This window comes from Acinetobacter sp. 226-1 (genome assembly GCF_030329325.1).
In the GTDB taxonomy this organism is placed as follows: domain Bacteria; phylum Pseudomonadota; class Gammaproteobacteria; order Pseudomonadales; family Moraxellaceae; genus Acinetobacter; species Acinetobacter sichuanensis.
In genome coordinates, this window is sequence record NZ_JACANU010000012.1 from 1 (window position 1) to 13,257 (window position 13,257).

Annotated in this window: 12 protein-coding genes; 5 read left to right on the forward strand and 7 right to left on the reverse strand. The window is 36.6% G+C overall.

The annotated features are described in order from the left end of the window. Positions 1-288: 288 nt before the first annotated feature. Positions 289-885, reverse strand: coding sequence for a TetR/AcrR family transcriptional regulator (locus HX124_RS14605; RefSeq protein WP_286383795.1), 597 nt, complete (start codon positions 883-885; stop codon positions 289-291). 83 nt (positions 886-968) lie between these two features. On the opposite strand from HX124_RS14605, the gene HX124_RS14610 reads away from it, so the two are divergent. After that, positions 969-2,177, forward strand: a complete 1,209-nt coding sequence (locus HX124_RS14610; RefSeq protein ID WP_286383736.1) for an oxygenase MpaB family protein — start codon at positions 969-971, stop codon at positions 2,175-2,177. Positions 2,178-2,235: 58 nt separating this feature from the next. Here the strand turns inward: HX124_RS14610 and HX124_RS14615 are convergent, their stop codons facing one another. From HX124_RS14615 to def, 4 genes are all read right to left on the reverse strand, one after another. After that, the gene (locus HX124_RS14615; RefSeq protein ID WP_286383737.1) at positions 2,236-3,414 is read right to left on the reverse strand and encodes a hypothetical protein; all 1,179 of its coding nucleotides are present in this window, start codon (positions 3,412-3,414) and stop codon (positions 2,236-2,238) included. Positions 3,415-3,507: 93 nt separating this feature from the next. Next, complete coding sequence (locus HX124_RS14620; RefSeq protein WP_286383738.1) at positions 3,508-5,577, reverse strand: TonB-dependent copper receptor; 2,070 nt, start codon at positions 5,575-5,577, stop codon at positions 3,508-3,510. A gap of 70 nt (positions 5,578-5,647) precedes the next feature. Further along, on the reverse strand, positions 5,648-6,070 hold the full coding sequence (locus HX124_RS14625; RefSeq protein ID WP_286383739.1) for a DUF2946 family protein: 423 nt from the start codon (positions 6,068-6,070) through the stop codon (positions 5,648-5,650). Positions 6,071-6,152: 82 nt separating this feature from the next. Beyond that, the gene (gene def / locus HX124_RS14630; RefSeq protein ID WP_107008900.1) at positions 6,153-6,683 is read right to left on the reverse strand and encodes a peptide deformylase; all 531 of its coding nucleotides are present in this window, start codon (positions 6,681-6,683) and stop codon (positions 6,153-6,155) included. 123 nt (positions 6,684-6,806) lie between these two features. On the opposite strand from def, the gene HX124_RS14635 reads away from it, so the two are divergent. Genes HX124_RS14635 through tsaC form a run of 3 tightly spaced genes read left to right on the forward strand, consistent with a single transcriptional unit; the run spans position 6,807 to position 9,730 of the window. Continuing rightward, entirely contained in the window at positions 6,807-7,961 is a 1,155-nt protein-coding gene (locus tag HX124_RS14635; RefSeq protein WP_286383740.1) for a LysM peptidoglycan-binding domain-containing protein, read from the forward strand. Positions 7,962-7,986: 25 nt separating this feature from the next. Then, positions 7,987-9,120 (forward strand): DNA-processing protein DprA, encoded by a 1,134-nt coding sequence (gene dprA / locus HX124_RS14640; RefSeq protein WP_286383741.1) that lies wholly within the window; start codon positions 7,987-7,989, stop codon positions 9,118-9,120. Between the two features lie 40 nt (positions 9,121-9,160). Further along, complete coding sequence (gene tsaC, locus HX124_RS14645; protein ID WP_286383742.1) at positions 9,161-9,730, forward strand: L-threonylcarbamoyladenylate synthase type 1 TsaC; 570 nt, start codon at positions 9,161-9,163, stop codon at positions 9,728-9,730. 449 nt (positions 9,731-10,179) lie between these two features. On the opposite strand, the gene HX124_RS14650 is transcribed toward tsaC, so the two are convergent. Both HX124_RS14650 and HX124_RS14655 read right to left on the reverse strand, forming a co-directional pair. Continuing rightward, complete coding sequence (locus HX124_RS14650; protein WP_286383743.1) at positions 10,180-11,094, reverse strand: DMT family transporter; 915 nt, start codon at positions 11,092-11,094, stop codon at positions 10,180-10,182. Positions 11,095-11,225: 131 nt separating this feature from the next. Then, positions 11,226-11,876, reverse strand: coding sequence for a TetR/AcrR family transcriptional regulator (locus HX124_RS14655; protein WP_286377997.1), 651 nt, complete (start codon positions 11,874-11,876; stop codon positions 11,226-11,228). Between the two features lie 136 nt (positions 11,877-12,012). Between HX124_RS14655 and HX124_RS14660 the strand changes: the two genes are divergently transcribed. Then, positions 12,013-13,245 carry an MFS transporter gene (locus tag HX124_RS14660; protein WP_286377921.1) on the forward strand — a complete coding sequence of 411 codons (1,233 nt, stop codon included), beginning with the start codon at positions 12,013-12,015 and terminating at the stop codon, positions 13,243-13,245. The last annotated feature ends 12 nt before the right edge of the window (positions 13,246-13,257 follow it).

The following is a 13,257-nucleotide window of genomic DNA, read 5'->3' on the forward strand; positions in this document are numbered from 1 at the left end:
AGCAGCAAGCTAGGTCGGCTATATTACTCTCTATCTCTAGAAAGTCAACTAATAATGAAAATTATTTTTAACCCTTCTCTCTAAAACCCAACTCAATCAATTCAACCAAGTCATTGTTTTATCAGAAGTTTTAATCTTCATTACCGCCGATGGATGTGCATTCTACAGCATTTCAGATGCGACGCAACCCCTTTTGGAAATTTAATTTTCTATGTGTTTATATTTCAAACCAACAAAAATATAAGTCATTGTTTTATATATAAAATATATTTTAAAATTTTATTTTCGTTATTTTTCTTTTAAATATGCCAAAATCATTAGTGCTAATTCTTGTTTAAGTTGTTGTTCTGTAATTAAAAAATTATTATGACTCGCATATCTCATCATGGTAAAAAGCGTACTATTAATGATGATAAAGGATTTATTTTTTAAAGTTTCGAAATCCCAATGAGTAAAAAAACGGCTAAACACATAAAGTCCTACCTCATAGAAGTGTTTTTCTAAAATTTGTGAAGCCTCTGAATTGTTGTAACCATGCCAATTTTTCAAAATTTCCATAAAAAAGCCATTATCGGCTTTCATCATGTCAAAACCGAATTGAATACTAAGAGGAATGATTTCTTCTAAGGCTTGCCCTTTTTGTGACATCGCAATTTGCTTTAACGCTAAACCTAAACTTTCACTTTTTCGACTTAATAATTCTTGGATAATCTCATCTTTGTTTTCAAAATATTGATAAATCGAACCAACACTCACACCTGATCTTTCAGCAATTTTAGGTGTTGTAACTTGTAATAAACCTTGTTCAGCAATACATAATTGTGTTGCTTCAAGAATCGTCTCAACAATAATTTTAGCTCTTTGTTGTTGTGGTCTTTTTCTCATAAACACATTTTCCAAATGCGAATTGAATGCGAATAATTATTCATATTAGAGTTAAATCAAACAATAAGTGGAATTCTGAGAAAATGCAAACAATAACAATTCCTAAACGTTTGATGCCATTTCAAGCGATGGTAACACCTCATTTAAAAGCTAAAATGATGAGTTATTTGATCGGTGAAAAAGTAGAACCGTCATACCAAGAGTATCTGTCTTTAGCGAAAGCCTTACATACAGGTGATGTAGAGATGGATCACCTAATAAAATGGGTCATATTAAACCCTCGTCAACATCGTCAATATTTTGAAACTGCGCTGTATCAAGGTTTGGATCATTTACCTCACGAGATCTCTGAGCTCACTCATTTTTTTAATGTCGTTCAAGCAAAACCCTCTTGGTATGATCAAAAGAAAATAGATCAGGCTTTAGAATTTACTTATCGTCTTGGAGTCAACAATAGTTTTATCTTGCGTGATTTGGCTTTAATGACAGGTTATTTATACCCTGGATTTAATCAACCGTTGATTTTAACAGGTGCATTAAAAAAATATGCAGGTAAACGATTGGCTGAAACCAATAAATGGTGGATCGATATTACAGAACCTCATGCCTTTGAACGTTTTAATGCAGGCTTTACTTCTACAATTTATGTGCGTTTTATTCACGCTTTAGTCCGTTATCACTTAAGTCAGTCAGAAAAATGGGATGCAAAAACTTGGGGGACTCCGATTAATCAGTATGATCAAGCCATGACGAATATTGCATTTAGTGGTGTCGTATTAATTGGTATTCGTGCTTTAGGTATATTTCCAAATCAAGAAGAGAAAGAAAGTTTTTTACATTTTTGGAAATATGTAGGTTGGTTAATGGGCATAGATGAAAAATGGTTGGTTGATCAGGAATACCAAGGTTGGAAATTTATGTACTGGATGCGTTTCGCCCATCCTCAAGCAGATGAATCAAGCCGTGCTTTAGGGTCTAGTCTGTCCAAAGAACCCTTTGAACGTCAATATCGTTATTTTCCGCTTTTACAACAAAAGCTGGCATATCGACAGCATCTTCAATTAACCCAATTTTTTATTGGTCGAAATAAAATGCAAAGTTTAGGTTTGAAACCACGTTCAGCTTCTTGGTTTGCTTATTATCTGTTGATTAAAAATGTTTTACTTTATACAGGCGCTAAGAAATCTAAACACTTAGATCACTTCTTACGTCATCATGGTCGTACAATGCAAAAAGTCGGTCTTGAGTTTTATCAAGAACAAAGCAAACAACTTGCAAGTATGCATCAATAGTGAATCGTTTTAGGTAATAATACGACTGTAAGTTTTCAACTACAGTCGTATTACTGAATTAACGATGCTCCAATCTATTTTTATGAATGGTCATCACCACATCACTAAACTCAGCTAAAACATAATCAATCCAAACTTTGCTATACCAATTAAACTCAGTCGAAACTCGATAATCTATTGTTAAAATAAGTTTGGTTGTTTGATCATCAATTTTTTCAAGCTGATAATCTGTTTTAAGCAAATCAAAATATTGTCCACCAATTTCAACATGATCATCCAAAGAGCCTTTAGGAAATGAATCTTTGTTAAATGTGTAATCCCAACTCAGTAAATAAGGTGGATAATTTGCTAATACTTTTTCTTCAAATTTAACACCACGCTCCCATTCGATCGTACGTACAATTCCTTCAGCTTTTTGTTCCGTCTTACCGAAAATCGGTTTTGGAAATCCCATGGTAAAAATAAAGCTTTTAGGAACTTCTTCAGCTTTAATCTGACCAATCTGATGAATTGCACGAAAAACCTCTGTTTGAGGCGCATAAATAATCATTTCCCGTTCAACAGTTCCAAAATGATCACTGGCATGTTGTGGTAAAAAATAAAGCAATAAAAATGGCAGCAAAGCCAAAGAATAGATTTTTGTTGTTGGCTGCCAGAGATAATTACACACACTTCGCATGAGTAATGCACCACTTACAAGAGCCAAAAAAAGCAATGGAAATGCCATGATCACACAAATCGTCCCTTCTTTCAGGACAAAAACACTGGTGATCAATAAAATAAACATAACCCACAATTGAGTTTTTAAGACATTTTTAATGCTTGCAACACGTTTACTACTTATGCTGCGTAGATATTCAAATAAAGCGCCCATCACAAAAGGCAGGCTAATCAAAAAGGTCGCGGATAAAAATGAATCTTTGTATCTGGCAAAAAATGCTGTCATTAAAAAAATAGCAAATAATAAAAGAAAAGGCACACTTCGCCTAAAAAAACTGACTGGACTATATTCTGACTCGCAAGCCTTTGTAGGCTGATATGATGCCAAGCATAATAAATAAATTGTATTACCCTGTTCTTTGCGAATTAAGCGATAAACACAAAAAGGTTCTGAGGTATATTGTTGTAAAGCGATCTTTAATTGCTGTTTACGATGTTCATCCCAATGTAATTCTAAAATTTCATATTCTTTACAAGATGCGAGTACACGTGCGATTTCATCAATATTGATCGTCATATTTTTACTTGAATACTTTATTTTTATCTATTGTGACAGAAGCCATCATTTAAAAACAATGGCTTCTTTTTCTAGCGTTTAGGCAAAACTGATTTAAAATTTCATACTCATACGTGCCCAATAATTACGTCCAATATTATTGAACTGCTCTTCACTGGCAAAACCAAAACCTGAACTTCCAGCTTTATTTAAATGTTCTGTATAGGCTTTATCAAAAACATTATCTACACCTACAGCGATATTAATGTCTTTAGCAAGGTTATAAGAGGCATTGAGGGCAAGTGTATTAAAGCTTTTGCTTTCATTCATATCATAACCGACGATATTACCTTGGTGTAGACTGATACGATCCTGTTTTGCAACAACTCGCCAAAGTAGTCCAAATGTATATTTATCTTGTACATAGCGAACATTTAAACGCCCTTCTAAAGGTGCAATTTGTGGTAATGGCTTATGCGTATCGGTATTTTCACCCCATGCATACATAGCACTTACATCTGCTTGGATCGCATCAGTAAAGTCATAACCGATACCTGCTTCTGCACCTGCAATGGTTGCATCAACATTTTTAGCACTGGCACTAAATGATGATCCATGCCCATGTCCACCTGTTGCATGATTATGATAGCTCATTAAGATATAGTCATTGACCAAGCCTGCATAAGCAGATGCCCATGACTTTAATGCACCATGTTGATGTTGATAACCGAGATCTAATTGCAAGGTTTTTTCAGTATCCAAATCATTAAAAGTTGGTGTTGGCATGCCTGAGTTACCATGCGCAGTACTAAACAACTCCCAATAATCAGGAACACGCTCAACATAACCTAAACCAATATAAGTTTTAGCATCATGTTCAGGATGTTGACTTTCTAAACGGATAAATGCACTTGGTAAAGTCTCTTTACGATCCTCATTTAACTGTAATGCCTCGATTTTAACTTGGTCAATACGCGCACCAGACACCAATTTATAGCGGTCATTCAACTTATAACCAAGTTCACCAAAAGCACCATAAGAGTTAAATTTCATGTTGGTTGTTAAAGGCATATTCATCATCATCGACTTCATACTGCCTGCATGATGATTTTGTTGCGTATCTACACCTGTAATTAAACTCAGTTTGTCCCATTCAGACGTTACTGCAAGTCGTGAATTTAGCGTACGACGTGTCACTTGCATTTCAGAAGGATTCGGCATATTCATTTTATGCCCATCATGCTCCATTTCCATCAATGGTGGGGTACGTAGTCTAAAGTTATCCATCACATGGTCGTTATAGCTATAGTTCACCTGCCCTTCGACTTTTTTAATCACATCAGTCAAGTTTTTCTTTTCAAAACGCAATCCCAAACTTTCACGGGCAAATTGTGAGCCATCCATATCACGCCCAGCATAAAGTGCCTCACCATCTGACTTACCTGCACTCAGCTCAAACCATGTATTTGCATCAGGTGTCCAACCTAAAGCTACGTCTGTATTCCAACGCTCCCATGCCGAAGGAACTTTATCGCCATTTCCATCTTCATAACTATTAGATTCTGAACGATTTGCATTCAGGCGAATATATTTTTGCTCATCCCCTGCAACTGCTTCAATATTTTGATCTAAGCGACCATATGAACCTAGTAATACACTCGCTTGCCCGAAATAAGACTGATCTTCAGATAATTTAGGTTTTTGGCGCTCAAAAATAACCGTTGCAGCAGAACCTGTATTTGCATATTGAACTGTTTGAGGACCTTTAGTGACGGTAATACGGTCAAAACTTTCAGGCTGAATATAAGATGTTGGCGCATCCATACGTGATGGGCATGCACCTAAATTTTCTGTTCCGTCAGTTAAGATTTTAATACGTGACCCAAACATACCACGGAAAGTCACATCGCCATTTGTTCCACCATTTTTAACTGAACTAAAGCCTGCAATACTTTGTAAATAGTCTGCTCCATCTGTTGCAGGCACAGGCTGAATCGGCTGTTTAGGATCTGTACGGATAATCAGACCATTTGCATCATTGGCTTTTTGTGCAGTCATCACAACAGGGGCTAATTGTTGGACATTATGTTCAGTATCTATTTGTTGTGCCTGAATACTTCCAGAATAACACGCAACACAAATCGCAGCCGTCAAAGGCTGTAAAAAGAATTTTGGCTGAGCCATCTTAATTTCTCACTTAAATTTTAAACAAAACTAAACTGGAGCCTACAAAGACCCAGAAAAAATATTAGATTTAAGCGAAAAGTGGCGGGGCTCGACCTTGTGGGATCAGAAATAAACGTTGTAAAACAAAATAAACATGTCGAAATGTTTTTTGAAATGCAACTAAACGTACTTGTATACGCACAAGCACTTCTTTAATTTCTAAATTAGGCGGCAAAATCAAATTACCAAATACTGTGCAGTATTGGCATTGATGATTTGGATCATGGTGATCGTGCGCATGAACAGGTTGTTCAACCTGCAAAATATGATGATGTATAGAAGAATGAGCTGTTATATGCTTTTGCTGAGCAACGGGTTGTAATAATAATTGCGAAATTGTTTCACAGACCGGTGCAATTTGATATTGCTTCGGCAATAAAGGCTGTAGAAATACAGCAATCTGTAAACATACTGCTAAAGCACTCAGCAGCAACCCATTTCGCAACAACATGTTTATCCCAACATTTTCTCTTGCTCAGTATAACAAAACCCAATCGAAATTGGGTTTTTATTCATCAATCACTATTTTTCAACTAGCGACGTGCAGGAACTTTCTGTTTTTCACGTTGACGGAGCACTTTTTCAACTTTTTCACGTGCACGTTGACGTTTTAATGGTGACAAATAATCTACAAATAATTTACCATTTAAATGGTCGATTTCATGTTGGATACACACAGCGAGCAAATCATCTGCCTCAATTTCAAAAGTTTCACCTTCTAAATTGAGTGCTTCGATTTTGACACGTGACGGGCGTTCAACTTTATCGTATATTTGGGGCACAGATAAGCATCCTTCCTCATAAGGAAGAGTGTCTTCTGTGAGCGGAGTCACTTTGGGGTTAATGAATACCATCGGTTGATCTTTATTTTCAGACAAATCCATAACGATAAGCTGAATGTGATGATCTACTTGTGTTGCAGCTAAGCCAATACCTGGTGCTGCATACATGGTTTCAAACATATCCGCTGCAAGCTGACGGATTTCCTCCGTCACTTCATTGACAGGTTTTGCAATGGTGCGCAAACGGGGATCAGGAAAACTTAAAATAGGTAATAAGGCCATACTTATCCTCACTTGCTATGCCATTGATCTAAAATACTAAATGAAGAATATGCTTCATCAAATAAAAATGTGTAAGATGCATATTATAACGTATTTATACGCATAATTTCAGGAATTATGATAATGATAAAGTTTTTCAACGGCACTAAGTTTAATGCCACGGGGTTTAAAAAGCAGGTTTTGGCTGTGGCTCTCTGCGTCAGCGCAGGTGTTGCGATAGTGGATGTTGCACACGCAGCACCAAGTCCAAACCAAAATCCGCCTTCACTTAAAGCCAATGCACCACATGTTTATGTGGTGAAACGCGGTGATACACTGTGGGATATTTCGGGACGTTTTCTCAGCAAGCCTTGGCGTTGGCGTGAGATTTGGGCAAGCAACCGTCATGTAAAAAATCCTCATTGGATTTACCCTGGTGATAAATTACTTCTCTGTACACTCAATGGTCGCCCATTGATTGGTGTAGATGAAGGTGATGGTTGTGAAGGGATTATTCGTCGCCATCAAGGTGGAGGATCTATACGTCCACAAGTTCGTGTTGAATCTATTGGCAATACAATTCCAGTGATTTCAGGTGCGGATATTAAACCTTGGTTAGAACATAGTATTATTATTTCTCCTGAATCATTAGTTGGTGTGCCTTACATCTTAGGTGCAGCAGATAACCGTGTGATCACAGGCGCGGGGCAAATTGTTTACGCACGAGGAAATGGCTTAAATGTTGGGCAACGTTATGGCGTTTACCGTCAAGCTGAACCTTATCTATTTGTAGATGCAAATGGTAAAAAATATAATGCTGGTCAAGAACTCACAGAGGTTGCTTCGGCTGTTGCTGTTGCAGGTGAAAATGATGTTACTACCTTAGAATTAACAGATAGTTATAATGCTGAAGTTCGTAATGGTGATTATGTATTACCTGTTTACGATGCTAGCTTGCCAACTATTTTTTATCCAACTGCAAAAAATGAAGTGCTTACAGGCGGTAAAGTTGTACGTGTTCAAGGTTCTATTGGAACAGCAGCAGTACATGGTGTAGTTACTCTTGATCGTGGTAGTCAAGATGGTGCAAAAGCTGGACAAGTGTTTAGTGTCTACCAACAAGGTGAACTTGTTCGTGATCCTAAAACCAAAGAAACAGTGAAGCTACCTAACCAAAATGTCGCAACAGTGATGATATTTAAAACATTTAACCGTTTTAGCTATGCTTATGTGTTAGACAGTGCTTTACCAATTAAAGTCGGTGCAGCAATTCAAACACCTGCTATTGCCGAAGACTAATAAAAACTAAAAATGTGATTTGACCATGTTGAACTTTATATCTGATGAGCAATTAGATACCATCAAATTATGGTATTTGGTTCAACATTCAAATCTCGCTTTTAGAAAATTAGAAATATTCTTTGGTTCTATTTCTCAAGCGGTTGCGCCTGAAAATCTGGTGCGTTGGTCTGAAACACATATTCATAAAAATCATATTCAACGTGCCACAGATTTTTTAACACACTCAGGACAAATTACGTTTGAACAATGCTTAGAAAAATTAAAACAATATTGTGATTTTATTCTTCTAGATACAGATCACCACTATCCTCAACAGTTACTCCCCTATTCAGATCATCCACCTATTTTATTTGGTCAAGGTGTTTGGCAGAATTTAACACAACCACAAGTCGCGATCGTTGGTAGTCGCAAACCTAGCCCACATGGCAAACAAGTTGCTTATGATTTTGCTTATTATTTAAGTGAAAAAGGATTTTTTATTACCAGTGGTTTAGCCGAAGGAATAGATGCAGCCGCACACACTGGCGCACTCAAAAATTCACGTACCATTGCGGTGATTGGTACAGGTTTAGAGCAAATTTATCCAAGCCAAAATCGTCAGTTACACAGCCAAATTTTAGAAAATTCAGGCACAGTTATTTCACTTTTCTTACCCAATACGCCTCCATTAAAAGCAAATTTCCCAAGAAGAAATCGTATTGTGAGTGGGTTGAGTTTAGGTGTTTTAGTTGCAGAAGCTGCCCTACAAAGTGGTTCGCTCATTACTGCTCAAGCTGCTGCGGAACAAGGAAAATTCATCTTTGCTATTCCAGGACATATTTATAGTGACTACCATCAAGGTTGTCATCAACTCATTCGTGAAGGTGCTATTTTAGTTGATCATCCTGAACAAATTATTGAAGATTTAGCACTTCCAACTCAATGGCATTGTCAAAATAATCAACCAAAATCTATAGTTGAGCAAGATCCTATTTTAGAAGAACATCTCTTTCAACTTTACCAACAACTTGATTGGATTGGGCAGGATCTTGATACTTTGCATCAAAAATTAAATTTAGATGTCGCTATTTTGACTGGATATTTAATGGAATTAGAGCTATTAGGAATGTGTATTCAACAATCAGGTTTATACTTACGTTGCCGAGTTAGCCATTAAGGTTCACAATAGTTCTTTCTCTAGGACAAGGTGAATATCCATGATTACAACCTCAGTTGCTGAAGCTGCACAAGTTTTACGTCAAGGTCAAGTCCTTGCCTATCCAACAGAAGCAGTGTGGGGCTTAGGTTGCGACCCAATGAATGAACAAGCATTTTCAGAAATTTTACGTTTAAAACAACGCCCAATTGAAAAAGGTGTCATTTTACTTGCAGGACAAATTTCACAAGTAGAACATTTATTGCAAAACTTAGACCCCAAAATTCGTACACAAATCATTGAAACTTGGACACATCGCAGTCAAAATGAACGCGCAACAACTTGGCTACTTCCTGCTGATCATAATATTCCACAATGGATCAAAGGTAGTCATCTTAAAGTGGCTGTTCGTGTTACAACACATCCGTTATGTATCGCGTTATGCAATGCTTTTGGTGGGTTTATTGTGTCGACTAGCGCTAATGCTGCTGGTGCAGAACCAGCTCGCTCATTACAAGAAGTGAACCGTTACTTTGGTTCTGAACCAAATTATCTCAACGGTGACTTAGGCTTAAGCCAAGAACCAAGTCGTATTTTAGATGCAATCACAGGTGAAGTTATTCGCGCCTAAATTGGTCTTGCCCTATCGTATAAATGTATCAAATGGAGCGTTTTTAAAAGCGCTCTTATTTAAGTCATGGTCAAAATTAAGCAAAAAAAAACTCAGCCATATAGGGTAGGCTGAGTATGAAAAAGGATGTTTGTCACATCCAGAGGGTATTACAAATTTGTTTAGCTCAATTCAATAATGAATGAAAAATCACTATATCTTGTCTATGTAGTTATTATGCTACAAATCACCATTTAATACAAATTTCATCTTTATTTTAAGAGACTTATATACAAAATAAATTTGACAAAAACATGAGGGCTTCAATAAAATTAAATGGTTATATTTGCTTCAAATTTTATTAAAACAACAAAGTCAAAGTTTAATACTTCCTCAAAGCATACTTTTTAGATATTAAATCATACAAAAATAGTATTAAAAAACTTAAACAATTGACCACTTTTCACTCATTATTTTGCAGATTGTATTGGATTTACAACAGCTGTCTTTTTCTGTGCTAACACAATACCCAATAAAATAATCACTCCACCAATACTGTGATATATCGTCCATGCTTCATTAAGCCAAAAGAATGCAATAATTGCAGTAAAGACAGGCATCAGATTCATAAAAATACTGGTTCTATTTGGTCCAAGATACTGAACCGCCAACATCCAAAAGAACGGTGCAACTAAAGATGGGAACATGCCAGCATATAACACGCTCGCAACGTTGTTTGCATCAATGCCTTGTAAACCAAACCAAAAAATAAAAGGTAAGTGATACACCAAGGCAAAACCAATTTGAATGTATAAACTAATTAAAAGCGGCACTTTGAGTTGCCATTTTTTGAGAAAAACCCCATAAAAGGCATAGAAAAAAACGGCTAAAATCATAACAAAATCACCAGAATGCCCGCTTAAACCGAGCAAACTCGCAAAATCACCTTGTGCCATGACATAAATTAAGCCAAAAAATGACAAGATACTTCCAATCACTGCAAAACGATTTGGAATTTCTCGTAAAATAAACATAGAAACAAAAATGGTAAATACGGGAATAAATGCATTGATAATTCCCATATTTGTAGCAGAGGTATGATGTGCCGCAGAATAAGCAAGTCCTTGATATAACACCATACCAAAAGCACTTAAAATGGCAAATTGCCAAAAATGCTGCTGAATCAAATGTCGGTTTTGCAACACCTTTTTAGCCATAAAAGGAGTTAAAATAATAAATGCAACCAACCAGCGATAAAAACTAATACTGACAGGCGTAATATAATCAGCAACATAGCGTGTTACTGCAATATTCATAGACCAGATTAATACAGCGAGTATAGGCAAACTAAATGCCCACCAAATCGTTGTGTTTTTTGTGTTCATCACTTCAGCTTATCTAAGTTAGGCAAGGTTTATTGTAGATAAGTCTAAAAAGTTTTAAATATCGTATTTCAGACATTTATACCTAAATTTAGACAACTACCCTCTAATTTCGTTTCCGTTCCTACTCAAGATCAATTTTCTTTGATCAAGACATGCCATGTTTGCATGGCATAATCCACCACTTGGTTTAACTGTTGCTTACTGACGCCATCTCTGGCTTGCATGGTCAAACCTTGAATCACTGTACTATAAAAATCTGTCATTTCCTGTACATTTGCATGTATCGATAAATCACCCACGGCTTTTCCTTGTTGCAAACGTTGATAAATCTTCTCTTTTACTTGTTGGCGTTTGAGTAATAAGTCTTGTTGTAAAGATTGATTTTCTTCGGAACAATTCATCGCAGCAACGACCAACATACAACCTGTTGGCTTATGATCTTGTACTAAGCGTTTTACCGTTTCATATAGATATAACTCTATAGCAATTTTTGCAGTTTTTGCAGTTTGAAAAATCGGCTCAATAGGACAAGCTTCATGTTGCAAATAATATTCTAAACAATGTTGAAATAATTGTGCTTTATCGCCAAAAGTACTGTAAATACTAGGTGCTGATAGATTTAAAGCTTGAGTTAAATCACTCATGGAAGTCGCTTCATAGCCATATTCCCAAAACAATAACATCGCTTTTTGTAACGCCTCTTGCTCATTAAAACATTTTGGTCGACCACGTTTGCGCTTTGCCGTCAAATCTTCCTGTGATTGATCTTTTTCAATTTTCATCTCGCTCATAAACTTCCCACATTTTTTTATAACGATCATTATTAAATTAATTGACATCGTATTTTCAATCAAATATTTTATTTTTGTAATGATCACTATTAAATAGCTAATAATAAATCGCATAGGAGTTACGACCATGCCGCAATCTACACATCCTTCTCTCTCTAACTCTCAGGACTCTCCCGCCACACCCTCTAATGGGAGTTGGCTTGCTTTAATTACAGTTGCTGTCACTGCTTTTGCTCTTGTAACCAGTGAGTTTTTACCTATTGGTGTTTTAAATGCAATTGCTACTGATCTCAACATTTCAGTAGGTACAGCAGGTTTAGTGATCACCTTACCCGGTATTATGGCTGCTTTAGCCGCCCCTCTTGTTCCTATTTCTGTCAAAACCTTAGATCGACGTTATTTACTCATCGGGCTGACCGCAATTATGGTCATTGCTAACTTAATAACAGCAATTTCACATAGTTTTGAACTCTTATTAATCAGTCGTTTTATTTTAGGTATTGCCATTGGTGGCTTTTGGGCAACGGCAATCGCACTCAGTGGAAAATTAGCTCCTTTGCATTTACCGATTGCCAAAGCCAATGCTGTTGTCATGGCAGGTGTCACTTTGGCTACAGTTTTAGGTGTGCCTATTGGGACATGGCTCAGCGAGTTTTTTGGTTGGCGAACTGCATTTTTGTTAACCGCTATAGTCGGAGCTGTCGTTTTAGCCTTAGAAATCTTTTTCTTACCACAACTTAAACCAAGCTCAGCTATCCATTTTCGTGACCTACCTGCATTATTACGAGAACCCAAAGCACGTAAAGGTTTAATTATTATACTTTTAGTCGGCTTAGCTCATTTTTCGTCTTATAGTTACTTAGCACCCTTCTTTAAAAATGTAGCAGGCTTTGACGGCTCAACCATCAGTTATTTGTTATTACTTTACGGTGTGGCAGGTATTTTTGGTAATGCCTTTGCAGGTTATAGCAGCAATATTAATGTACGTTATACCTTTGCTTTTGTCAGCCTATGTTTTGCTATTGTTTACTTCTGCTTTCCTGTTTTTGCCATCTATAAAATAGGGGCGATTATTTTTACTGCATTATGGGGTTTCTCCTTTGGCGCATTTCCAACGACAGCCAATATTTGGATGTTTGTACACGCACCTCAGGCTGTCGAAAAAGGTATGCCTTTATTTGTTGGTTTCTTTCAAGTTATGATCGCGACAGGTTCTTTGTTTGGTGGTTATATTGTCGATCATTTCAATGCCAACATTTTATTATATAGTGTACTGAGTTTTATCATTTTAGCGCTCATTTCAATTTTCACTTGGTCACGTGGATTAAACAATCCTAAAATTAGCTGTGAAAACTCATAACTTTGGAAAATA

Excerpts from the sequence above, each read along its gene's own strand:
- HX124_RS14660 (WP_286377921.1), top strand. The coding sequence starts at position 12,013 with ATGCCGCAATCTACACATCCTTCTCTCTCTAACTCTCAGGACTCTCCC.
- HX124_RS14615 (WP_286383737.1), bottom strand. The coding sequence starts at position 3,414 with ATGACGATCAATATTGATGAAATCGCACGTGTACTCGCATCTTGTAAA.
- def (WP_107008900.1), bottom strand. The coding sequence starts at position 6,683 with ATGGCCTTATTACCTATTTTAAGTTTTCCTGATCCCCGTTTGCGCACC.
- HX124_RS14625 (WP_286383739.1), bottom strand. The coding sequence starts at position 6,070 with ATGTTGTTGCGAAATGGGTTGCTGCTGAGTGCTTTAGCAGTATGTTTA.
- HX124_RS14610 (WP_286383736.1), top strand. The coding sequence starts at position 969 with ATGCAAACAATAACAATTCCTAAACGTTTGATGCCATTTCAAGCGATG.
- HX124_RS14605 (WP_286383795.1), bottom strand. The coding sequence starts at position 885 with ATGAGAAAAAGACCACAACAACAAAGAGCTAAAATTATTGTTGAGACG.
- dprA (WP_286383741.1), top strand. The coding sequence starts at position 7,987 with ATGTTGAACTTTATATCTGATGAGCAATTAGATACCATCAAATTATGG.
- HX124_RS14655 (WP_286377997.1), bottom strand. The coding sequence starts at position 11,876 with ATGAAAATTGAAAAAGATCAATCACAGGAAGATTTGACGGCAAAGCGC.
- HX124_RS14635 (WP_286383740.1), top strand. The coding sequence starts at position 6,807 with ATGATAAAGTTTTTCAACGGCACTAAGTTTAATGCCACGGGGTTTAAA.
- HX124_RS14650 (WP_286383743.1), bottom strand. The coding sequence starts at position 11,094 with ATGAACACAAAAAACACAACGATTTGGTGGGCATTTAGTTTGCCTATA.
- tsaC (WP_286383742.1), top strand. The coding sequence starts at position 9,161 with ATGATTACAACCTCAGTTGCTGAAGCTGCACAAGTTTTACGTCAAGGT.
- HX124_RS14620 (WP_286383738.1), bottom strand. The coding sequence starts at position 5,577 with ATGGCTCAGCCAAAATTCTTTTTACAGCCTTTGACGGCTGCGATTTGT.